Below are 20,275 nucleotides of genomic sequence, written 5' to 3'. Positions count from 1 at the left end.
GGCTATTTCATCTCGAAGCCGCATTTGCGCAGGAAATCGCGCATATGCGGCCGCAGTTTCGAGGTGAACAGCGGCTTGAGCTGCTCGGACCAGGTGGTGTCCTTGTTGCCTCCGGTCCGCTCCCGGTAGTACTCGTTCATGGTGCGATCAAAGCCGGCCACCAGTTCTTCGTCACGGGCATCGGAGTAGTAGTCTTCCCTCAGGATGGCCTCCACCGGCAGCCGGGGTTTCACCTCCGGGTTCTGGTCCGGGTAGCCCAGACACATGCCGAACACCGGATAAACGTGTTCCGGAAGCCTGAGAATCTCGCTGATTTGGGCCGGGTTGTTGCGGATGCCACCGATATAGCACAGCCCGAGCCCTTCGGATTCCGCGGAAATCGCCACGTTCTGGGCCATCAGACTGGTGTCGATGGTGGCAACCAGTAACTGTTCCGTCATCCCTCGCACCACGTCAGCCCCGGCCCGTCCTGCGGCATCGGTTGAGCGCCGCATATCGGCACAGAACACCAGAAAGTCCGAGCAGTCAGCAATGTAGCTCTGGCCCCCGGCAAGTTCCGCGATTTTCCGGCGGTTGTCGGGGTTGATCACGTGAATGATCGAATAGGCCTGCACATGATTCGAGGTGGCGGCGCACTGGCCGGCCCGAATCAGTTCCCTGAGCAGGTCAGGCGGGATCTTTTCACCGGTGAATTTGCGGATGGAGCGGTGGGATTTGAGCAGTTCTATGGTTGGATTCATGGGGTCTCGCAGTGAGTTCATGGATGTCGCGCCAGTCTGTGACAATTATCATACCAAACGCTACACATTACTCGCGCATGTGCGGAAGCCAAACTGATACGCTGACAGATCATACCGTCTAGCCTGGAACGCTTTGCCTTTATGGACCTGAACCTGCATCTGCCAACACTGCTGGTCACTTCGGTCATGATCAACCTCCTGATCGGCGGCATGCTCTGGGCGATCTATCACCTCCGCCATCGGGAGCGCTGTTTTCTGCTCTGGGCCCTAGCCTGCCTGACCTTTGTGTTGGGTACCGCATTCGCAGTAGCCAATGAGTGGCCCGGCGCTCCAGGGGGGCTGATATTCGTCGCCCACCTGTTTCTTGGTGCTTCACCGCTGTTGGTCCTTGCGGGTATCCACGCACTGATGGGGTTGCCAATAGCGGGCAAGAGACGGTCATCCCGTCTTATCCATGGCGCCTTGCTACTCTATCTGTCTGGCCTGGCTGTCAGCGCGGGTTGGGATCCGGTGGTGGCCAGATTCCTGACTGCGCTGTTCTCGGCATTGATCTTCAGCCTGGCGATCTACCGGCTGGGCTCAATTGGGCACAGGCCCAGACTGCCCCTTCGCATTCTGCAAACACTGTTCGGCATCCACGGGACGCTGATGATGACCCAGGTACTGGTAATCGCAGTCTCCATGAGCGGAAGCGTACAGCTGGATCTTCAGGGGCTGTTGAAACTCATTCTGATGAACCACCTGCTGCTGGTGAGTGCCACGGCCATGGCGCTTCCGTTATTGGCATTCACCCGTTCCGAACAGGCTCTGGTGGTGCTGGCGGAGCGGGATGGGCTTACCCAGCTGTACAATCGCCGGGCGTTCTACCGGGAAGGTGAGCTGGCATTTGAAAAAGCCCGGCGGGCCGGGGACCTTGTCACCGTGCTCATGATCGATCTGGATCACTTCAAGCAGATCAACGACCGCTGGGGGCATGCCACCGGCGATGAGGTATTGAAGGTCGTTGCCAGTCTGATGAAAGCCGAACTCAGGGATGACGACATCGTTGGCCGCGTTGGCGGTGAAGAGTTCGCAGCCGTGCTTCGCAACAATAATCGCGAAGCGATCGAGGCGATAACCGGGCGCCTGTTGCAAAGAATCGTTGAGACTGGCCGGGAGGTCCACGGTGTTCCGGTGCATCTTTCGGCCAGCATCGGTGGTGCGACTCTTACCCGGGACCATGGCTCTTTTAAGGACGTTATGGCGTCGGCGGACAAGGCGCTTTACCGGGCCAAGCACAATGGCCGTAACCGGGCCGAACTTGTTCCGACGTCAGCGGCCACGGAACTCTGACGGCCGTTTGGCCAGAAACGCCGAAACACCCTCCGCGAAGTCTTCAGTACGGGTCATTTCGAGGAACGCAGCACGTTCCGCCTCCAGATGGTCGGCCAGCCGGTCACCGTTGGCCTGATCGATCAATTTACGAAAGACGCCATAGGCTCGGGTTGGTCCCTGAGCGACCTTCTCGATCATCCGGTTCAGCCGGTTGTCGAATTCGCTGTCGGGGGCTACTTCGTTGACTATGCCCCAGTCCCGGGCTTCAGCAGCGCCCAGGGTGCGGCCCAGCAGCATCAGTTCGGCCGCCCGGCCGGCGCCGAGTTTGTGGGCCAGGGCCCAGCTGCCGCCACAGTCCGGAACCGCGCCAATGCCGTTGTAGGCCACCAGGAATTTTGCCTCTTCCTCGGCGATCACCAGATCGGCCATCAGGGTGAGACTCAGCCCTGCGCCGGCCGCCACGCCCCTGACTGCGGCAATTACAGGCGCATCCATGCTGCGCAGAAGCAGGATGGCGGGGTTGACCGCGTCCAGGATGGCGCTGATGGCTGCGCCAGCCTGCTCCGACGTGCCCGCCATACTGGATACATCGCCGCCCGCCATAAAGGCTCGCCCCGCGCCTGTCAGAACGATGCAACGAACACCGGAAAGATCCCGGATCTCCCGCACCGCCGCGAGGAAGGCCTCTGCCAGGGGCACATTGATGGCGTTGAGGGCCTTCGGACGGTTGAAGGTCAATCTGGCGACCCCTGTTCCGGCATCAAATGCGGTGGTTACCAGTGAATCTGCCATGGTCACATGCCCTCCCGGTAATGCAGGTCTCACGGTCAGAAACCTGCGTACTGATTTCGTGGTCTTTGGGATAACAAGATAGAGCGGTTTGCCTAATGTTGCCCGAATGGACTACTTTAAATCTGAATCGGGGTTCACCCCGACGACAAGAAAAAACAAAAAATACAATCATCTTCGGGCGTGGGATGGGTACTGTCAGGGCGTGTTCGCGTGCCTGTGTGCCCGGCGCCAGGGGTGCCGGGAGGAAGTTTGAGCATCCTTGAAATCAGTAACCTGTCTCTGTCATTTGGTGGTGTGAAGGCGCTGCAGGACGTGAGTTTCCGGGTGCCTGAGAACACCGTAACCACCATTATCGGCCCTAACGGCGCTGGCAAGACGTCGCTGTTCAACTGCATCTCCGGGTTCTACAAACCCCAGCAGGGCACGATTCACTATCAGGGGCAGCCACTGCCGGGCAGCATCAAGCCACCGAAGCGAGCCGCAATGGGGCTGGCCCGAACCTTCCAGAACATTGCCCTGTTCCGGGGCATGACAGTGCTCGACAACATCAAGCTGGGCGCCCACGTGCATATGAAGAGCGGTCTGCTCAGTGCCCTGGCCTATTTCGGCCCGGCCCGACGCGAGGAAATGGCCGTTCGTAAAGATGTGGAAGAGCGGATTATCGATTTCCTGGAGATAGACCATATTCGCCGCCAGCCTGTGGCAAGTCTTTCCTATGGTCTACAAAAGCGCGTTGAGCTGGCCCGGGCGCTGGCCATGCAGCCGAAAGTACTGATGCTGGACGAGCCGGTGGCGGGCATGAACCGGGAAGAAAAGGAAGACATGGCCCGCTTTATTCTCGACATCCGGGAAGAGTGGGGTGTCACCGTGCTGATGGTGGAACACGACATGGGTATGGTGATGGATATTTCCGACCACATCGCGGTGCTCAACTTTGGTCAGGTCATCACCGAAGGCCTGCCCGCGGAGGTTCAGAACAACCCGGAGGTGATCAAGGCCTACCTGGGCAACAGTGATATCGAGAGCCTCCGCAAGAAGCTCAACGCCGAGGGGGAGGCCGCCTGATGGATTGGTTGTTCTTCGGCGAAATCAGCCTGGCGGGCCTGGCTATGGGCGGCCTGTATGCCCTGATCGCTCTGGGTTTCGTGATCATCTATAAAGCCACGAGGGTCATCAATTTCGCCATCGGCGAGATCATGATGTTCGCGGCCTACCTGTTTCTGGCATTCGCCGGCGGCATGGAGCTGTCGCCCTGGCTTGCTCTGCCGATGGCGGTGATCGGCGGTAGTATTCTCGGCGGTGTCATAGAGAAAACCATGATCCGGCCGATGCTGGGGGAACCTCCGATTTCCGTGGTGATGGTCACCATCGGTATTGCCAGCATCCTGGTGGGTCTGGTGGAATTTATCTGGACCGCTGATCCGCAACTGCTGCCCAACTTCCTGCCTCGGGAGCCGGTGTTTATCGGGGAACTGTATCTGGCACCCAAGATCGCTTACGGCTTTCTCATTGGTTCCGCCCTGCTGATCATTTACCTGCTGTATTTCCGGTTCTCCCGGGGTGGCGTGGCCCTGCGAGCCACCGCCTCGGATCAGGCGGCAGCCTATTCAATGGGTATCAACGTGCGCCGTGTCTTCAACATGGCCTGGGTGTTCGGTTCGCTTGCGGCGTCCCTGGCCGGCGTGCTGGTGGCGGCCACCGGTGGGCTGAGCCCGCAATTCGGGATCATCGGCCTCAGTGTACTGGTAGTGGTGATCGTGGGCGGCCTGGACAGCATTCTCGGCGCCCTGGTGGCCGGCGTATTCATCGGCTGGCTGGAAACCGTGGCGGGCGCCTATCTGGGCGGCGAGTACCGGATGCCGGCAACCTTCCTGGTGCTGGCGATCATCCTGGTGATCCGCCCCTACGGCCTGTTCGGCACCCACGAAATAGAGCGAGTGTAAGATGCGCATCGGTGACGCGAAACAGAGTTACGAGGCCGATGAGGCAATCTGGACCAGCCAGACCCAGAAGCTGTGGTTGGGGCTGTTCCTGCTGATTCTGCTGGTTTTCCCGTTTGTGGTGAATTCTTACCTGCTTTACCTGGGGTGCCTCGTGGGGATTGCCGTGATCAGCACCACCGGCCTGAACATCCTGACCGGTTTTACCGGCCTGATTTCCCTCGGGCAGGCCGGCTTCATGGGCGTGGGCGCCTATACCGTGGCCTGGTTATCCCTCAATACCGCCCTGCCGTTTCCGGTTACGCTTCTGATGGCCGGGCTGATGGCCGCCGCCGTGGGCATTCTGGTGGGCCTGCCCTCGCTTCGGGTCAAGGGCCTGTACCTGGCCATCGCCACCCTGGCGGCGAGCGTGTTCCTGCATTTCATTTTCGCCGAGTGGGAATCGGTGACCGGCGGGATGGGCGGTTTGAGCCTGGAGCCGGCGCACCTGTTCGGACTGACTTTCCAGAGCGATTTCAGGATGTATTTCATCATTGTGCCGCTGGCGGTGCTGATGGTGCTGGCGGCCCGCAATGTGTTCAGGACCCGGATTGGCCGGGCGTTTATCGCCATTCGCGACCGGGATATTTCCGCCGAGATTCTCGGGATCAACTTGCTGCGTTACAAGCTGATGTCGTTTGCCCTCAGCTCGTTCTATGCCGGGATCGCCGGTGGCCTGTTCGCCTATTTCTATCGGGTGGTGACGCCGGAAAGCTTCCCGCTTTCCATGTCGATTTTCTATCTGGCGGCGGTGATCGTCGGGGGCATGGGCAACCTGCTGGGGGGCATTCTCGGCGCCGCCTTCATGACTTTGGTGCCGGAAGCCCTGAAACTGCTGACCGCTGCGCTGACGCCTTTTTATCCCAACGCCCCGGTGTTCATGTCGCCGATGCTGGAAATTATCTTCGGTGCCCTGATCGTGGGCTTTCTGATCTTTGAACCCCATGGCCTGGCGGAGATCTGGCACCGCATCCGCCGGTTTTTCCGGCTGTGGCCATTCAGGAATTAACCGTGTTTCAACGGGCCTGGTACACAGAGCCCATGCACCACCAACAACAAGAAGCAGCAAGGAGAAGAAACATGTTCAGAAACATCCTCGAAAAAGGTCGCCGGCTTGCCGGGCTTGGTAGCCTGGTCGCTGCGCTGACCGTTGCTGCCCCGGCGATGGCTCAGGACAAAGAGCCCATCGTGTTCGGCGGCTCGATCCCGCTCTCCGGTGTTTTTGCCTTTGCAGGCATTCACCTGCACGCCGGCCTGACGGATTACACCGACTGGATCAACAGCCAGGGCGGTATCAATGGTCATCCGGTGGAATACGTGATGGAAGACACCGCCTATGAGGTGGACAGGTCAGTCGCAGCCTTCAAAAAGATTTCCGGCAGCAGCTCCCCGGCCACCTACTACGGCGACAGCACCGGTTTCATGAAAGCCATTGCCTCGGAGCTCAACAGCCAGGGCAATACGCTGATGAGCGGCGCGTCTTTCGCCACCGTACTGACCGACAATGAAACCTATCCGTACCAGTTTATCCCGGGCCCTAACTACAGCCAGATGTTCGGGATCATCCTGGAGTACATCGCCTCCCAGGGTGAGGATGGCGAGATGCCAAACGTGGCGTTTGTCTACAGCGATACCGAATTTGGCAAGGACCCGATCGAGAATGGCAAAGCCCGCGCGGCTGAGCTGGGTATCGAAGTGGTGGAAGAGATCGTCACCAAGCCGGGTAGCGTCGATGTCTCGGCCGAGGTGCTGAAGTTGCGCCGGGTGCGCCCGGATTACGTGGTATTCCACGGCTATGTGCTGTCACCGATCAACGAGTTCATGGTGCAGATGCGCCAGATGGGCCTGGACACCCAGTTCATGGGCACCTTCTGGTCCTCCGACAAGCTGATCATCGACAAGATGGGCGCGGATGCCGACGGCTACATGGGTGTGATGCCTTACAACTACTACGACAGCGAGGAAAGCGGTCCGATGCTTGATGCCCTGAGGGCTCAGGCAGAGAAAAGTGATCCGGAGGCTGGCTATCGTCCGACCGGCTATATTCAGGGCTGGTTCAACGCCATGGTCTGGACGGAGGTGATCAAGCGCACCCTGGATGCCGGGAAAGAGCTCAACGCGGACAACATGGCCGAAGCCCTGGCTTCCATTGAGGACTGGGACACGGGAGGCATCATAGGCATTCCGGTCACGGTGAAGGATATGTCGTTCCCGGTGGGCCGTATCTGGCGTGTGAACGCCGAGGCGGGCCGTTATGAGCCGGTATCGGACTGGATCCACCTCGACTGAGGGGCTGTATGGAAGCCTTACTGGAAATCGATAATATCGAGGTGGTCTACAACAAGTCAGTGCAGGTCCTCCGGGGTCTGTCACTGCGGGTGCCGGAGGGGGCCATTGTGGCGCTCCTCGGCTCCAATGGTGCTGGTAAATCCACCACCCTCAAAAGCGTCTCGGGGCTTCTGACCCTCGAAGACGGGGAGGTCACGGCCGGCGAAGTACGCTTCAGGGGTAAGGATGTAAAAGGCGTTCCGCCGGAGCGGCTTGTGCGCGACGGACTCTTCCATGTCATGGAGGGCCGAAGAGTGTTCGAGGACCTCACGGTGGAGGAAAATCTCATCGCCGCCACTTACGCGCTCAGCGGCAGTAAGCCTTCCCTGAGTGACAGCTACGAGTTGGTTTATAACTATTTCCCGAGACTGAAGGAGCGCCGTAAGCAGCTGGCCGGTTATCTCTCAGGCGGCGAGCAGCAGATGCTGGCCCTGGGGCGGGCGCTGATTGCACAGCCGGACCTGATCATGCTGGATGAGCCCTCGCTTGGTCTGGCGCCGCTGCTGGTGGAAGAGATCTTTACCATCGTGGCCAGAATCAACCGGGAGCAGGGCACTGCCATCCTTCTGGTGGAACAGAACGCCGCAGTGTCACTGGCAATCGCATCCTACGGTTACATCATGGAAAACGGCAAGATTGTGATCGACGGCCCGGCGGACAAACTCACGGCCAATGAAGACGTTCAGGAATTCTATCTGGGTGTGGGGGGCAAGGAAGGTGAGGCCCGCAGTTATAGAGACATCAAGCACTACAAACGCCGTAAACGGTGGCTGTCATGACAATGCCTTCCATCCCTGACCTGACGCTGACCCAGATGCTGCGGGCCCATGCCCGGGAGCGCCCGGACGCCCTGGCCCTGCGCCAGAAGGACTTCGGTATCTGGCAGGCCTATTCCTGGCAGGATTATTACCGGCGGGCCCGGCACTTCGGGCTGGGGCTTCGTGCCATGGGGCTCGAACCAGGTGGCCATGTGGCCATTATCTCGGAAAACCGGGTGGAGTGGGTCATCGGCCAGATGGGCATCGGCCTGGTGCAGGGCATCTGTGTCGGGGTCTATCCCACCAGTCCCTGGAACGAGGTGGCCTATGTTCTTGAGCACAGCGACGCGGAGTTCGTGATCTGCGAAGACCAGGAACAGACTGACAAGGTGCTGGAAGCCTGGCCAGAACTTCCCAAACTGAAGCACTGCATTGCCATCGATATGAAAGGCCTGCGCTACTACCCGGAGCCGCCGGCAGCGTTCGAGGATATCGAGGCCAGGGGCCGGGAATTCGAAAAGCAACATCCCGGGTTGGTGGATGAACTGCTGGACAGCCAGCAAATGGATGACACCGCCCTGATGATCTATACATCCGGATCCACTGGTCGACCGAAAGGGGCGATGATCAGTTGGCACAATCTGCACGCCGCGGCGCCGGGGCTCATCAAGCTTTTACAGGCCGATGAACATGGGTCCACACTCTCTTACCTGCCCCTCTGCCATGTGGCCGAACAGGCCTTTACCAACATCGCACCGGTTTATGTGGGCAGTACGGTCAGCTTTGGCGAGAGTCTGCGGACCATTCAGGAGGATCTGCGTGAGATAGCCCCGACCTTTTTCCTGGGCGTGCCGAGGATCTGGGAGAAACTGCACTCGTCCATCTATATCAAGATTCAGGAGACAGGGCGATTGCGGCAGGCATTGTTCAACTGGGCGATTCGGATGTGTTCACCCATGGCCACCAAACCTCGCTCGGAGTGGAGCCTGAAGGAGAAATGCCTGTACGGCATCAGCTACTGGCTGGTGTTGCGCGCCTTGCAGAATTTTATCGGCCTGCGCCGATGCAGCATTGCCCTCACCGGGGCGGCCCCTATATCAACGGGCATACTGGAGTTCTTCCGGACCATCGGCATTCCCCTGGTAGAGGTATATGGCCAGACGGAAAGCACCGGCGTTGCCACGGCGCAACCCGTTGATGACGTGCGCTTGGGAACGGTGGGTGTCGCTGTGTCCGGGGTTGAGGTAAAGCTCGGAGAACACAACGAGATCATCATGCGTGGTGGCAGCATGTTCAAAGGCTATTACAAGAACGACGAGGCCACCGCCTCAACCCTGAAAGACGGCTGGCTGCACACCGGCGACGTGGGTGAATGGCGGGATGGCCAGCTCAAGATTGTCGACCGCCTGAAAGACATCATGATCACGGCTGGCGGCAAGAACCTGTCACCGACGGAAATCGAGAACACCATCAAGGCCAGCCCCTACATCAAGGAATGCATTGTGATCGGTGAGGCCAGAAAGTATGTGTCTGCGCTGATCCAGATTGATTTCGATACGGTGGCCAAGTGGGCAGAGCAGGAGAGAATTGCCTACACCACCTTCCGGAGCCTGACCGAACAGCCACAGGTGAATGAACTCATACAGGCCGAGGTGAACAAGGGCAACGAGCAGCTACCGCAGGTGGCGCAGATCAAGCGTTTCCATTTGCTGACCAAGGAGTTGGACCACGACGACGACGAGGTTACAGCGACCATGAAAGTACGCCGCAGCAATATCTACGAGAAATACACCGAAGTAATCGAGTCGCTTTACGCCTGATGGGAAGGCGCCTAGAAACGGGCGCCTTCTTCCACCCGGATGCGTTCCATGTACTGGGTCATGGCGGCATTGAGTATCGCCAGAACCAGGAACAGCAGGATGCCCTTGGGGACCAGAGCATGAATTTCAGGGTTGGGTGCGGTGCTGGCGGTTACCAGGATCAGGCCCAGGATATTGCGGGCCAGACGCAGGGTGAGCATGGCGCACAGATACCCGGACTGAAACGCCGATTGCGCGCCCTTGAGCAAACGGCCGAAAGCCGGCATGAGGTGCACGGTGTTGAGCAACAGAACAGAAAAGATGATTAACTGAACAACACTTAAAATGGTCATGACCAGAGACTACCAAACGACTCAGCTGGTTAAAAAACGGGCCAAATTATCCCCGATTGGGTAAATTTAATCCAGTTCAGGGCCCGGTTGCTTAATAACTGCTGTTCAGAAGGTCGTGATAGTCACTTCGAAATCGTTGGAAACTCAGATAGATATTTCGGTGGTCCACCAAACCTGCAGAATTGAACGCTTCCACAAAGGCCCGGGACTCTCCGGTGGTGACCTCGCCGTAGAAACCGCCGTCCCAGTCCAGCAACTGCACCATTTCCAGCAATACCGTCATCGCGAGGGCGCCGTTGGCTTTTTCCAGGTACCGGTAGGCCAGTCCGTAATGCTCGAAGCGATACGGAGTGTTTGCAGCGTCGGCGGCGGTGATATCCCAGAGGGGATCGTAGTCATAGTGCTGATACACCGGAGCAACGGACTCCCCTGCTGCAACGACGGCCTGTCCCTCCGCGAACCAGTAGGGCAGAAGGCTGTAACCCGCATCATACCGGGACAGGTTTTCCTGGACGAAATGGGCCAGCTCGTGGGCAACAAACTGGCCGGTCTCATGGGGCCACTGACCGTAATACGGGTTGAACGCTACGGCGGCCATTGAGGCCGACACAAACTCAGTGTGTGGCACCTCTGGGCTGAGGCAGCCGATAACCTGTCTGGGATAGGGAACTGCCGCGCTGCGGTCCTCGACAAAATCGGGCCAACGCAACTGGAACCGACTCAGCACACCGTCGACCCTGCGTTCAAGCTCCGACGCGGCAGCCCGGAACGAGGTCTCGCTGTAGGCCGGTGAGCCATAGACCCGCACCCGGCCGCTGTGGGTTTCGAAATACAGAGGTTCGTTCCGACAGGCCTCAGTGTCTCTGCCCAGTGCCCAGGAGCTCGTGGGGTAGTGCCGGCCGGTATCCCGTGCGTCATAGAAGAGCCCGGATACAAAGCCATCGGAATCCGGGTAATGGAGACTGTCAGAGGTAGTGACCTTGCAACCGGTCAACGTCAGCACAAGAACACTGAGTACCAGCGTGGCTTTACTGGTTGTCATAAGAGACTCCCGAAACGATCCTGTTGTCCAGAATGATCGCAGGGTTTTCGTGGAGGCTCCGTCAACGGGGTGTAAAAATCAGGTAAAGCGAGCTAGCGTAGTGATTGATATGGACGAGGGAGAACAGATAGATGGACTACATCGCTCCTGTCAGCAGCGCCATCATGGCAATTGTCTGGATTGTTTACTTCCAGCTGTTTTTTCTGCAATACAAACGGAACAACCGTCCCTACCTTGTGATTCACCATGCCCAGAATGAAAACCCGGATGCCCTGTGTCTGCTGGTGAACATGGGTAAGGAAACGGTGCACGTGCAGTGCGTTCAGGTGGTCCTCCACACCCGTGCGGGTGAAGAGAAAGTCATGACGGTCACCGAGTATCGCCGGGTCGGAGCGGACGATGCGAACGTGCACCAGGTGTTGCGCCAGGGCCCGTTGCAGCCCGGTGGGTATCTGGTGCTGGGCTCGTTCAGGAACATCATCCTGGGCCGACGCAGCGAAGAAAGTGACAGCGATTACCTGTTCGAGGACATCACCGGTGTTGAGATCCGGGCCGCTGTGATTCACGGGCCCACAAAGTATCCGGTGGGTGTGCGGCGGAGTTTTACCCTCAGCCATGAGGGTCGGCCCGAGATTTTTCCGCGCAATATCCACAGCGAACAACTGGTGCGCCGGAAAGACCGACATCAGGTCAGGCGCTGGGTTGAAGAGGAGCTTCGGCCAGAATGCAAAGGGAGCTCTGAATCTGACAGCTCGGATCAATCTTCGCAGTCGCATTGAGTCAGGCAGAGGCGGATGGGGTCGCTTGCGTTTTCGGTTCTATTTCTTGAGGATGTGCCGTGACACTCGCCAACGATGCAAAGGAGGCATTACATGTCATTGAAAGACGAACTGATCAGAAAGGCGGAAACGCAGCTGGAAGAATGGGAAAAGCAAGCCGATTCCCTGAAGGCCAAGGCAAAAGCGAAGGAAGCCGAAGCCGAGAACGAGAAGGCGAGCGCCGATATCCAGCAGAGTGCATCGGACGCGCTGCGCTCGGTAGAGAACAAGATCTCGGATGGCCGTAAAAAACTGGATGAGCTCAAGCAGAGCGGTGAAGACAACATCGACAGCCTGCGCAAGCAGCTCTCCGATCTGGTTGGGCCTGACGATAAACGCTAGGCCGCCCCTCTGCGGAACGCCGGGCTGCTTTTACTGGAATTGGGTATAGCAGCGCTGCCGTTTCGTCTGCCAGTCCCGCCATTGGGGCTCCCGGTGGTGGAGCTGGTAACGTTCCATCACCGCCATAAACCTGCCCATGTAGTCGCATTGACCGGATGTAGGCAGCCACTCGCCGGGACCACGTCCGTTCCGCAGAACACTGTCAGGCTGACTCAATCTGATCTGGTTCTCCGGGTCGCTCAGAAAGCGTTCTTTCTGCGAGGTTGGCCACTTATCGGCTCCACGCTTTTCGGCAAATGCCAGGGGTACCACCTGAGTCGAGGCCCAGCTTTCCGAAGCAGCCGGGTCCTCCCGTGTCACCGCCGCCAACACAATCAGGATCGCTGCGATCAGTAATGCCAGCCTGGTATCCTTCATGCCTCACCTTGTTCGTGCGTTAAATACACCAGAACCTACGAGCAGGATGGCCAAAGGGCCTACCTCGACCCGGGCAAAACTTTGTGACCAGGCAACTCTGAATCGCCGGTCTCAACGTACGGTTAAGCTCATCTGTGATGCACACAGACTGGTCAGTAGCGGAGACGAGTATGCCCGAGGGTCCTGAAATACGGCGCATGGTGGATGACATTCACAAGGCCGTTGGCGGCAAGAAAGCGCAATCGGTATTTTTTGCCTTTGAACACCTGAAGCCTTTCGAGAGCGCTCTTCGGGGGCGCAGAGTCGAGAGGGTGGAAGCGCGGAGTAAAGCCGTGTTGGTGTTCTTTGAGGCCACGGATGAAGACGGCCCATGGTGCGTTTACAGCCATAACCAGCTCTATGGCAAGTGGCGCATGGGCAAACCCGATCGGGAGCCGAGTACCAATCGGCAACTGAGATTTGCGATTATAGGTTCGAAGAAAGCCGCCCGGTTATACAGTGCGTCCGATATCCAGCTGGTTCGGCCCGACGAATTAAGTGAGGTGCCCTATCTGTCACGGCTGGGACCAGACCCTCTCAATCAGGATGTCAGTGTCGATCACCTTCTGGCGGTGTTTGACGACAGGCGTTTCCGGGGCCGCAACCTGGGTGGCTTGCTGCTGGACCAGGGCTTCGTTGCCGGTATTGGCAATTATCTGCGCTCGGAAATTCTCTTTGAGGCTCGTATCTCACCGAAGGCCCGGCCTCGCGACCTTGATGTCGATCAGCAGGTGAGATTGGCCGAGGCCATTTTGACACTGGTGCAGCGGACCTACCGGTTGAAGGGCGTCACCAATTCGCCCGAGCGGGCAGAGCGGCTAAAACAGGAAGGATGGACGTTCGGTCAGCGCCGGCACATGGTGTTTAACCGCGATGGCCAACGCTGCCACGATTGCGCGTCGCCGCTTGTCAAAACCATGATGGCCAGCCGGCGGCTGTACTATTGCCCCGGTTGCCAGGGTGTGCCAGCTTAACCGAACTGTTCGGTACAGGCCCGTCCCAGCCGATCGTGGACGGCCAGCCACCGGCTTTCCCTTGGCGGGAGCTCGATGACGATTCGATCGACATTCGCCTGGTCCATTGAGTGCATCGCGGTGTAGAGCATGCGGGAATACTCGTTCGGATCGGCGCTGAGCATGATGGACTCGGAGGCCAACTCGCCCGGTGCTGACTGCCACCAGATCACGCCAATCCTTTCGCCTGACGGCGTGATTTCTGGTAGAAGCCGCGCGAATTGATCCGTTGCTACGCCAACGGTGGGCGTGACCGGTTGGTAGTGGCGCTTTACGCTTCCTGGTACCACCTGGCTGGCGCCTTTGCCCGGTGCCAGTGTGATTCCGAGGCAGGCTTCGATGTCGCTCTGGCTGATCTGCCCCGGTCGCGCGATGACCGGGGTTTCGCCGGTCAGGTCGACAATGGTGGATTCAATGCCCACCGAACAGTCGCCACCATCCAGAACCGCCGCGATTTTCCCGGATAATCCCCCGAGCACGTGCTCTGCGGTAGTCGGACTGATCCGGCCATAGGGATTGGCGGATGGGGCTACCAGATCCCGACCAAGCTTCTCCATGGTTGCCACCGTGGCCGGGTGCGCCGGCATCCTGACCGCCACGCCGGGATTGCCGCCGGTGATGAAATCGCTTACGTCGCTTTTCTTTGGAAGTAGCAACGTGAGCGGCCCTGGCCAGAAGGTGTTGATCAGCTTTTCGGCCGCCTCTGGCACCCGATCGACCCAGTATCTGATGCGTTCGGGCGAGGCTACGTGCACGATCAGCGGATGTCCGACAGGGCGCTGCTTTGCCTCAAACACTTTTCTGACCGCCTGTTCGTTGCTGGCATCGGCCGCCAGTCCATATACTGTTTCGGTTGGCATAGCCACGAGGTGGCCGGCAAGAAGCAGCGAGGCGGCTTTCTCGATGTCAGTCGTTTGTGTTGCGTCTAGTTTGATGGTTTCGGGCATAGGGTCTCACGGGTTGCTGGTCGGGCTGACCGCAATGGCTTGCCATTGATTCTTGTAAAAACGCTCGATCGAGGTTTGCTCATCGTCAATCCGGAACAGATACAGCCAGTCGTTGTCGATGAGGTCCTGAACGACCTGGTGCTTCTGGGCAATCTCGGCAATGGCTTCTTTCGGTGCGGCCAGATACACGCTCAAGCGCAGGGGTTCGTGAACCCAGCGTTCGCCATCGTGTACGGACTGCAGCGGCAAACCGATGCGCAGATCACCACCGTTGCCTTCAAACACACCCAGGTGACCGCCAACCACGTTGTGCAGCACTTTATTGCCGCTGCCGTAATGCAGGTTGTCGGTGACCGACATGAAGTACTGCAGGTTGATCCAGTGGGTGACCACCATGGGCGCGGTCATGATCAGCTCAAGAATCTTGAACCCTTCATCGTTCTGCCAGCGGTAATCGTGCAGGAAGCTGCGTCCACCCAGATCCAGGTGCCGGGTGGCCGAGCGAGGCGCCACGATAAAGCTGGCGTTGCCGGCCAGGCCCCATTCCGGGCGTACTTCGGACCAGTCCTGGCTGCGTTTTCTGATGGCGCTGTCCACGTCGTTGTCGCTTGCGACACCCAGACGAACGGCGCGTTCGCGACGGGCCTGGGCTCCGGCCTTGGCCAGGAATTTCCGGATGTCGTCGGGAACCTCACCGGCGCACTCGACCTCGTCGGTAGTGGTGTTATGCAGTGCTCCCACGAAGCGGGTTTCGGGAGGAATCGAGAGACCCTGTTCCGCCAGGGCCGCACGCACGTCCTTGTCGTTCAGTATGTTGGCAAGCACACGAACATTCACCGAGCCGGTCTGGCCGCCGCAGGCGCCGCAGTCCAGGCCGGCGGCGTGGGGGTTGTTGCGGGTGCTGCTGCCGTGCCCGACCAGCAATACCGTGGGGGCAAACCGGTCGGTCAGGGTCATCGCCCTGAGGATACCGCCAGCCAGTTCCGCTTTCTCTTTCGCTCCCAACAGGGTGCCATTCTGGCGGATCTCGAAGTTGGTATGTCCTTTATGGAGCTGGTCCACGGGCTTGGCCGATGACTTGCCAAAAAAGGTCTTGCGAACCATACGCCCCAGACCTGCCAGCCCCATACTTTCTATAAAGCTGAAACTGGCCGGACCCGCGTTGGAAAACTGTGACCAGTGGGTATGGTTAGCCAACGATTGCTGGCTGAAGCGGCCGGAGGATTCGGCCTCTGTGACTTCAAGCGCGGGTGCCAGCAGTCCCGGCAGTTGGGGCCGGGAAAATTCAGTGCCCTTGGGGCGATACGAAATCGGCAGCCCGAAGAAACCGGCGAACCCGAGTGTCTGGATCGCAGGGTCCTGGGCTTCCAGTGCACGGCGAAAGACCTCCGAGCGAACATCAATGCAGAATGCGGCCTGCAGTTTGAGGGGCTCGTCGCCCGGCAACGGTTTTTCCGGCTTTGACAGAAGCTTGTCAGCCAGCTGTGACTGATAGGCGGCCTCCGCTTCTCTCAGCTGGCGCCAACCTGTGGTTTGAGACTGCTCATGGATTTCCTGCATTTCCGGCCAGGCGTCCCACTGTTTCAGCCAGTCCCGTTTCAGCTCAGCGAAGATGGCGCCGCCAACGTGCTGGACATGCCGCCAGATGGCCAGCTCCCAGGCCAGCCGGATTGCCAGAAGGCCCGGGAGAAGGTCCTCCTCGCTGCCACGCAGCCGTGCCTGCCAGCGCAGGTAAGCGGCCCAGGATGACCACCCGTTGATATCCAACAGTAGCGCGTGGGCATAATCGGCAGTGTAGGAGGGTTGCGCCGCGAGAGCGTTGAACGCGTCGGTGATCAGTTTTTCATGATCATTGGGCAGAACCTGAAATTGGGAAGGCAGGGATGGCTCTTCCATAACAATGGCAATGCCACGGTCCGCGCGGGTCATCTCCAGCCAGCTGTGATACAGATCCTGTGCATCCGCTTTGAAATCTCCCGCATCGAGGCGCTGGAAGTAGTCGCCGCAGAACTGGCTGATCTGGTGTACAACCTCATCCTGCCAACCCACGTGATGAGCGGTATCGCGGTTGCGATCCAGTTGCGCGCTGAGGTTCTGCCAGTGCTCCGGCATGCTGGCGGTCTCGGCGGCGACTACGCCATTACCCTGATGATCAAGCGCTGCCTGATTCTGGCAGCAGGTCCCATTGAGTGCCGCCATACGAGAGGCGACTCTGGAAAAGGGCAAGTCCCGCATTTCCCAGAACGGGTTGACCGCGATCATCTGATCCAGGGGCCAGGACGGTGCGATTCGCCGGCAGGCATCCGAGACAGCTGCCTGCCAATCCGGTGTCTGTCTGTTCTGTTCAATCGATGGATCGAGTTGCCTTGCTTGCATTATGCAGACTCCCTGGAACCGGAAGTTGAAGAAACGCTGACCATGGCCCTGGGACGCACCACATCAGGCAGTTTTGCTGGCCAGATTTTCAGGGTCAGGCGTGTGGACCACTCATCAAGGTAGCCCGCGGCAAACAGAAATCGGTAGAGCCTGGCGCCTGCGGAGGTGAACCGGTGATAGCGGATCTGGTAATAGCCGCGCACGAGCAGAGCGATAAGAACAGCGACAAACCCCACGGCTTCCAGGCCCGCCTGACTATCGGGTGGTGTCAGCACCAGACCAAAGAAGGTTTTCTGCAGCCAGTACAACGCCCAGAAAACCGCTCCAAGGAGTAAGCCCCTGCCAAGGGTAAGAACGCCGCCTGATGCAGACAGGAACTCTGAAAGCAGAATCGTCAACGCGATGCCCGGCACGACCCATGAAAACAGATCCGCCGGCGCTGACTCGTTGGCCAGGAAAACCGTCGGCAGCATGAACAGGGCCGCAAAAGAAGCAGCTGTTAGCCACTGCCGCGGCCCGGGCTCGTTGATCGCAACGAGTCGTTTCTTCATCGACAACTCAACCGTGTTGCCGGCATTGAGGAAGGTGTGGGCTTTGTAGGCGGAATGGGCCACCAGGTGCAGGAGTGCCAGCTCGTATAGACCCAGAGCGCATTCAACCAGCATCCAGCCCATCTGGGCGCAAGTCGACCAGGCCAGTTTCACCTTGATGGAAATGCGCGTCATCATGACAAGGCTGGCAAAGACCGCCGTGGGGCCCGCTACCAACAGCAAAAGCCATTGTGCAGCGCTTGCCTGGACAATCAGAGGCGCCATCAGAATCATCAGGAAACCACCCAGGTTCACAACGCCAGCGTGAAGCAGGGCGGAGACCGGCGTGGGCGATTCAACCACCTGGATCAACCAACCGTGGAAAGGCATTTGCGCGCATTTGAAGAGGGCCGCCGCCGCCATCAGGATCGCGGCAGCGTGCGCTGCGGCGGGCAATTCTGGTGACGCTGAAACCTGTGCCAGGATTCGATCAATGAACGGCGTGTCGTACTGAACATAAAGCAGCAGGAACCCCGCGCCCAGGCAGAGTTCCGCAATGCGCGCAAAAATGAACTTCTTGTGGGCGGCGAGGGCGGCACGCGGACGATCGGGGAAAAACATCAACAACTGATGCAGGCTGATGCTGATGGCGATCCAGCTGATGAGGAACACCAGCAAATGGTTGGTGATCGCGATAAAGGCAACACTGGCAAGGATCACCTGCAGCCAGACCATAAAGCTGCGCTGGCCCGGATCCCCCGCAAGATACCGTTCCGAGAAACGCCCCAGCACCATTCCCAGCAGAGTGATCAGCAACAACATGATAGAGGCCAGTGGCCCGTGGCTGAACCAGACGCCAGCTACGGGCCACAACCAACTTGTAATGGCGGCGGCCACAGCGGAAACGAAGGCGAGTTTGAAGGTCAGCGATCGTACGAGAAGGTTGTTCGGTTTGGTTGCCAACCCCGTCGCCACGGCCCCGGCGCCGTAAAGCAGCGGAACCAGCAGGTAGAATAAGGATTCGATCGCCTGAACGTCGAACATGTGAGGGCCTCGGAATCAAACGTGTGTGTACGCGTAGTATCCGAGGGTTTTGATGTGAACAAAAATATATATATCTGATCGATTCGTTCACCTAAGGAGAATGGTTGGCAGGGGTCAAGTTACGAGGCTCCTGTTTGAGGGAACAGCGCTGGTTTGAATAGGATGACCTTTAACTGTCATCGGTCTCAATGCGTGCAGGGGCTATTGCGTTACTCTGCGCGTACTATTCGGTTTTTGCCAGCGCGCTTCGCCGTGTATAGAGCAGAATCTGCTCTCGATACAACGGCAGTCAAGGTTTCCGCTGGCCTGACTGGAACAATTCCAGCACTGAAGGTGAACTCCTGACTCGACACTTCGTCTCCTAAGTCAAGTTCTCGGAAATGACTTGCAATGCGGCTGAGAACGGTCTCCGCCTCATCCGTTGAAGTGTGATTAAACAGAAAGAGAAGCTCTTCTCCGCCCCAACGAGCCACGGCGTCTGTCTCCCTCAATTCATGCCGGCACAACGATGCCAGTTCCACCAGAACGCGATCTCCAGCGTCGTGACCAAGGCTATCGTTGATCTTTTTAAAGTTATCGATGTCCAGCAACCCAGCGGACATGGTGAGCTTGTAACGTGCAGCCCTTGCGCTCTCTGTTTTGAACCAGCGTTCGATGCTTCTGCGGTTCAGTAAACGGGTCAAGGGATCTTCGGAAGCCAGTCGCTCCAATTCATGTTGGGCTCTCTCGAGGGAGTTGATATCGCCCTCTCGGGCAATTTCATGACCGATCCAGCTGGCAAAAAGCTCAATGACCTCGAGGTCTGTCGGCTCGAAAGCAGTTGTAGGTTCTGGGCTTGAAAAAGTGATGGTGCCGAAACGAGTGCCATCCACGTATATCGGGGCACCAATATAGGCCTCAAGTCCGAAGTGATGAAAGCAGGTATGGGATTTGGAGTGAGATTGCGAGAAGTGGTGATAGCCCACCGCTTTGTCTGCCTTCATTACGCGATCGCAGTAGGTGTCTGCAAGATCAAAGGTCATGCCCGGCTGCACCTGATGCTTAGGGTCGATGACATGCATGACAGTGTAAAGCTTACCTTCGACTCGACTCAGGCATGCAATAGGTAGCCCGAAATGCCCGACGCCGAGACTCAGGATTTTTTCGACGCGTTGCTCGAACGTAAGATCACGGCTGGACGTAATGCGCTGCAGAGCTTTCAGGGTTTGCTCCATCCCGGGCTTTCCCAAAATCTGGAGAACCACGAACAGAATGTATTCGACCGAACCAGCACAATTGCGGATTGGGCTCTGCTGAATCTCACAATTTAATTGCCCCGGAATCGTCCGGGCGCTAAACCTCATAGGCGTCTGGATAACTGAGTTCCAGTTTGTCTGGTTGTCTTCGGTCTGCTCGGTGTATTCGGTAAGTTCGGTTGTCGAAAAGAGTGTTCGGATGGATGAGCCAATCAGTTTAGTAGTGCCTGTTCTGAAAAATCGATCTGCGGCGGGGTTGGTGAAAACAATTCGCTGTGAAAGATCCGATATCAAAACGGGGCTTGGCGAATTTTCGAAAAGCGCCTGAAGATTGAATGCCTTTTCTTTATCGTCGACTGAAAGTAGGACGTTCTCTATGGGCATACCCTGTTCCAGACGATTATTGTGC

General features: G+C 58.2%; 19 protein-coding genes. 10 read left to right on the top strand and 9 right to left on the bottom strand.

Going from position 1 to position 20,275, the window contains the following annotated elements:
- Positions 1–2 precede the first annotated feature (2 nt).
- Complete coding sequence (nfsA, locus tag WA411_RS00840) at positions 3–740, bottom strand: oxygen-insensitive NADPH nitroreductase (RefSeq protein WP_153634446.1); 738 nt, start codon at positions 738–740, stop codon at positions 3–5.
- A gap of 141 nt (positions 741–881) precedes the next feature.
- On the opposite strand from nfsA, the gene WA411_RS00835 reads away from it, so the two are divergent.
- Positions 882–2,072, top strand: coding sequence for a GGDEF domain-containing protein (locus WA411_RS00835; RefSeq protein WP_291905549.1), 1,191 nt, complete (start codon positions 882–884; stop codon positions 2,070–2,072).
- Here WA411_RS00835 and WA411_RS00830 read toward each other — a convergent pair.
- Positions 2,052–2,846, bottom strand: a complete 795-nt coding sequence (locus tag WA411_RS00830) for an enoyl-CoA hydratase/isomerase family protein (RefSeq protein WP_291905550.1) — start codon at positions 2,844–2,846, stop codon at positions 2,052–2,054. The genes WA411_RS00835 and WA411_RS00830 overlap by 21 nt on opposite strands.
- Before the next feature lie 249 nt (positions 2,847–3,095).
- On the opposite strand from WA411_RS00830, the gene WA411_RS00825 reads away from it, so the two are divergent.
- The 6 genes from WA411_RS00825 (at position 3,096) to WA411_RS00800 (ending at position 9,731) form a co-directional block, all read left to right on the top strand.
- Positions 3,096–3,911, top strand: coding sequence for an ABC transporter ATP-binding protein (locus tag WA411_RS00825; RefSeq protein ID WP_069182729.1), 816 nt, complete (start codon positions 3,096–3,098; stop codon positions 3,909–3,911).
- The gene (locus tag WA411_RS00820; RefSeq protein ID WP_291905551.1) at positions 3,911–4,789 is read left to right on the top strand and encodes a branched-chain amino acid ABC transporter permease; all 879 of its coding nucleotides are present in this window, start codon (positions 3,911–3,913) and stop codon (positions 4,787–4,789) included. Before WA411_RS00825 ends, WA411_RS00820 begins: the two co-directional genes overlap by 1 nt.
- A gap of 1 nt (position 4,790) precedes the next feature.
- Positions 4,791–5,834, top strand: a complete 1,044-nt coding sequence (locus WA411_RS00815; protein ID WP_069182730.1) for a branched-chain amino acid ABC transporter permease — start codon at positions 4,791–4,793, stop codon at positions 5,832–5,834.
- 71 nt (positions 5,835–5,905) lie between these two features.
- Positions 5,906–7,114 carry an ABC transporter substrate-binding protein gene (locus WA411_RS00810; RefSeq protein WP_069182731.1) on the top strand — a complete coding sequence of 403 codons (1,209 nt, stop codon included), beginning with the start codon at positions 5,906–5,908 and terminating at the stop codon, positions 7,112–7,114.
- Between the two features lie 8 nt (positions 7,115–7,122).
- On the top strand, positions 7,123–7,932 hold the full coding sequence (locus WA411_RS00805; RefSeq protein ID WP_069182732.1) for an ABC transporter ATP-binding protein: 810 nt from the start codon (positions 7,123–7,125) through the stop codon (positions 7,930–7,932).
- Positions 7,929–9,731 carry an AMP-dependent synthetase/ligase gene (locus WA411_RS00800; RefSeq protein ID WP_291905552.1) on the top strand — a complete coding sequence of 601 codons (1,803 nt, stop codon included), beginning with the start codon at positions 7,929–7,931 and terminating at the stop codon, positions 9,729–9,731. Before WA411_RS00805 ends, WA411_RS00800 begins: the two co-directional genes overlap by 4 nt.
- Before the next feature lie 11 nt (positions 9,732–9,742).
- Here WA411_RS00800 and WA411_RS00795 read toward each other — a convergent pair whose 3' ends face one another.
- Both WA411_RS00795 and WA411_RS00790 read right to left on the bottom strand, forming a co-directional pair.
- Positions 9,743–10,063, bottom strand: a complete 321-nt coding sequence (locus tag WA411_RS00795) for a hypothetical protein (protein ID WP_291905553.1) — start codon at positions 10,061–10,063, stop codon at positions 9,743–9,745.
- 91 nt (positions 10,064–10,154) lie between these two features.
- Positions 10,155–11,105, bottom strand: coding sequence for a hypothetical protein (locus tag WA411_RS00790; RefSeq protein ID WP_291905554.1), 951 nt, complete (start codon positions 11,103–11,105; stop codon positions 10,155–10,157).
- Between the two features lie 131 nt (positions 11,106–11,236).
- On the opposite strand from WA411_RS00790, the gene WA411_RS00785 reads away from it, so the two are divergent.
- Positions 11,237–11,884: a hypothetical protein gene (locus WA411_RS00785; protein WP_069182736.1), complete on the top strand. Its 648-nt coding sequence runs from the start codon at positions 11,237–11,239 to the stop codon at positions 11,882–11,884.
- Positions 11,885–11,977: 93 nt separating this feature from the next.
- Complete coding sequence (locus WA411_RS00780; RefSeq protein WP_136629978.1) at positions 11,978–12,265, top strand: hypothetical protein; 288 nt, start codon at positions 11,978–11,980, stop codon at positions 12,263–12,265.
- 30 nt (positions 12,266–12,295) lie between these two features.
- Here the strand turns inward: WA411_RS00780 and WA411_RS00775 are convergent, their stop codons facing one another.
- Positions 12,296–12,682: a hypothetical protein gene (locus tag WA411_RS00775; RefSeq protein WP_069182738.1), complete on the bottom strand. Its 387-nt coding sequence runs from the start codon at positions 12,680–12,682 to the stop codon at positions 12,296–12,298.
- Positions 12,683–12,852: 170 nt separating this feature from the next.
- On the opposite strand from WA411_RS00775, the gene nei reads away from it, so the two are divergent.
- Entirely contained in the window at positions 12,853–13,695 is an 843-nt protein-coding gene (gene nei, locus WA411_RS00770; RefSeq protein WP_069182739.1) for an endonuclease VIII, read from the top strand.
- Here the strand turns inward: nei and WA411_RS00765 are convergent.
- The 4 genes from WA411_RS00765 to WA411_RS00750 form a co-directional block, all read right to left on the bottom strand.
- The gene (locus WA411_RS00765; RefSeq protein ID WP_153634346.1) at positions 13,692–14,681 is read right to left on the bottom strand and encodes an L-threonylcarbamoyladenylate synthase; all 990 of its coding nucleotides are present in this window, start codon (positions 14,679–14,681) and stop codon (positions 13,692–13,694) included. The genes nei and WA411_RS00765 overlap by 4 nt on opposite strands.
- 6 nt (positions 14,682–14,687) lie before the next feature.
- Positions 14,688–17,057: a YbcC family protein gene (locus tag WA411_RS00760; protein WP_291905555.1), complete on the bottom strand. Its 2,370-nt coding sequence runs from the start codon at positions 17,055–17,057 to the stop codon at positions 14,688–14,690.
- Positions 17,057–18,631, bottom strand: coding sequence for an NADH-quinone oxidoreductase subunit L (locus WA411_RS00755; RefSeq protein WP_291905556.1), 1,575 nt, complete (start codon positions 18,629–18,631; stop codon positions 17,057–17,059). Before WA411_RS00755 ends, WA411_RS00760 begins: the two co-directional genes overlap by 1 nt.
- Before the next feature lie 209 nt (positions 18,632–18,840).
- Positions 18,841–20,250: a diguanylate cyclase gene (locus tag WA411_RS00750; protein WP_291905557.1), complete on the bottom strand. Its 1,410-nt coding sequence runs from the start codon at positions 20,248–20,250 to the stop codon at positions 18,841–18,843.
- Between the last annotated feature and the right edge of the window lie 25 nt (positions 20,251–20,275).

Source organism: Marinobacter sp. CH_CUG1437-1, assembly GCF_037029655.1.
GTDB classification, from domain to species: Bacteria; Pseudomonadota; Gammaproteobacteria; order Pseudomonadales; family Oleiphilaceae; genus Marinobacter; species Marinobacter salsuginis.
Note: the sequence above shows the minus strand (reverse complement) of the source record. Positions and strands in the feature narration are given on the sequence as shown.

Bases quoted from the DNA above. Each gene is read 5' to 3' on its own strand.
- nei (WP_069182739.1), top strand. From the start codon at position 12,853: ATGCCCGAGGGTCCTGAAATACGGCGCATGGTGGATGACATTCACAAG.
- WA411_RS00795 (WP_291905553.1), bottom strand. From the start codon at position 10,063: ATGACCATTTTAAGTGTTGTTCAGTTAATCATCTTTTCTGTTCTGTTG.
- WA411_RS00790 (WP_291905554.1), bottom strand. From the start codon at position 11,105: ATGACAACCAGTAAAGCCACGCTGGTACTCAGTGTTCTTGTGCTGACG.
- WA411_RS00810 (WP_069182731.1), top strand. From the start codon at position 5,906: ATGTTCAGAAACATCCTCGAAAAAGGTCGCCGGCTTGCCGGGCTTGGT.
- WA411_RS00750 (WP_291905557.1), bottom strand. From the start codon at position 20,250: ATGCCCATAGAGAACGTCCTACTTTCAGTCGACGATAAAGAAAAGGCA.
- WA411_RS00780 (WP_136629978.1), top strand. From the start codon at position 11,978: ATGTCATTGAAAGACGAACTGATCAGAAAGGCGGAAACGCAGCTGGAA.
- WA411_RS00800 (WP_291905552.1), top strand. From the start codon at position 7,929: ATGACAATGCCTTCCATCCCTGACCTGACGCTGACCCAGATGCTGCGG.
- WA411_RS00755 (WP_291905556.1), bottom strand. From the start codon at position 18,631: ATGTTCGACGTTCAGGCGATCGAATCCTTATTCTACCTGCTGGTTCCG.
- WA411_RS00765 (WP_153634346.1), bottom strand. From the start codon at position 14,681: ATGCCCGAAACCATCAAACTAGACGCAACACAAACGACTGACATCGAG.
- WA411_RS00785 (WP_069182736.1), top strand. From the start codon at position 11,237: ATGGACTACATCGCTCCTGTCAGCAGCGCCATCATGGCAATTGTCTGG.
- WA411_RS00820 (WP_291905551.1), top strand. From the start codon at position 3,911: ATGGATTGGTTGTTCTTCGGCGAAATCAGCCTGGCGGGCCTGGCTATG.
- WA411_RS00775 (WP_069182738.1), bottom strand. From the start codon at position 12,682: ATGAAGGATACCAGGCTGGCATTACTGATCGCAGCGATCCTGATTGTG.
- WA411_RS00805 (WP_069182732.1), top strand. From the start codon at position 7,123: ATGGAAGCCTTACTGGAAATCGATAATATCGAGGTGGTCTACAACAAG.
- WA411_RS00830 (WP_291905550.1), bottom strand. From the start codon at position 2,846: ATGGCAGATTCACTGGTAACCACCGCATTTGATGCCGGAACAGGGGTC.
- WA411_RS00815 (WP_069182730.1), top strand. From the start codon at position 4,791: ATGCGCATCGGTGACGCGAAACAGAGTTACGAGGCCGATGAGGCAATC.
- nfsA (WP_153634446.1), bottom strand. From the start codon at position 740: ATGAATCCAACCATAGAACTGCTCAAATCCCACCGCTCCATCCGCAAA.
- WA411_RS00835 (WP_291905549.1), top strand. From the start codon at position 882: ATGGACCTGAACCTGCATCTGCCAACACTGCTGGTCACTTCGGTCATG.
- WA411_RS00760 (WP_291905555.1), bottom strand. From the start codon at position 17,057: ATGCAAGCAAGGCAACTCGATCCATCGATTGAACAGAACAGACAGACA.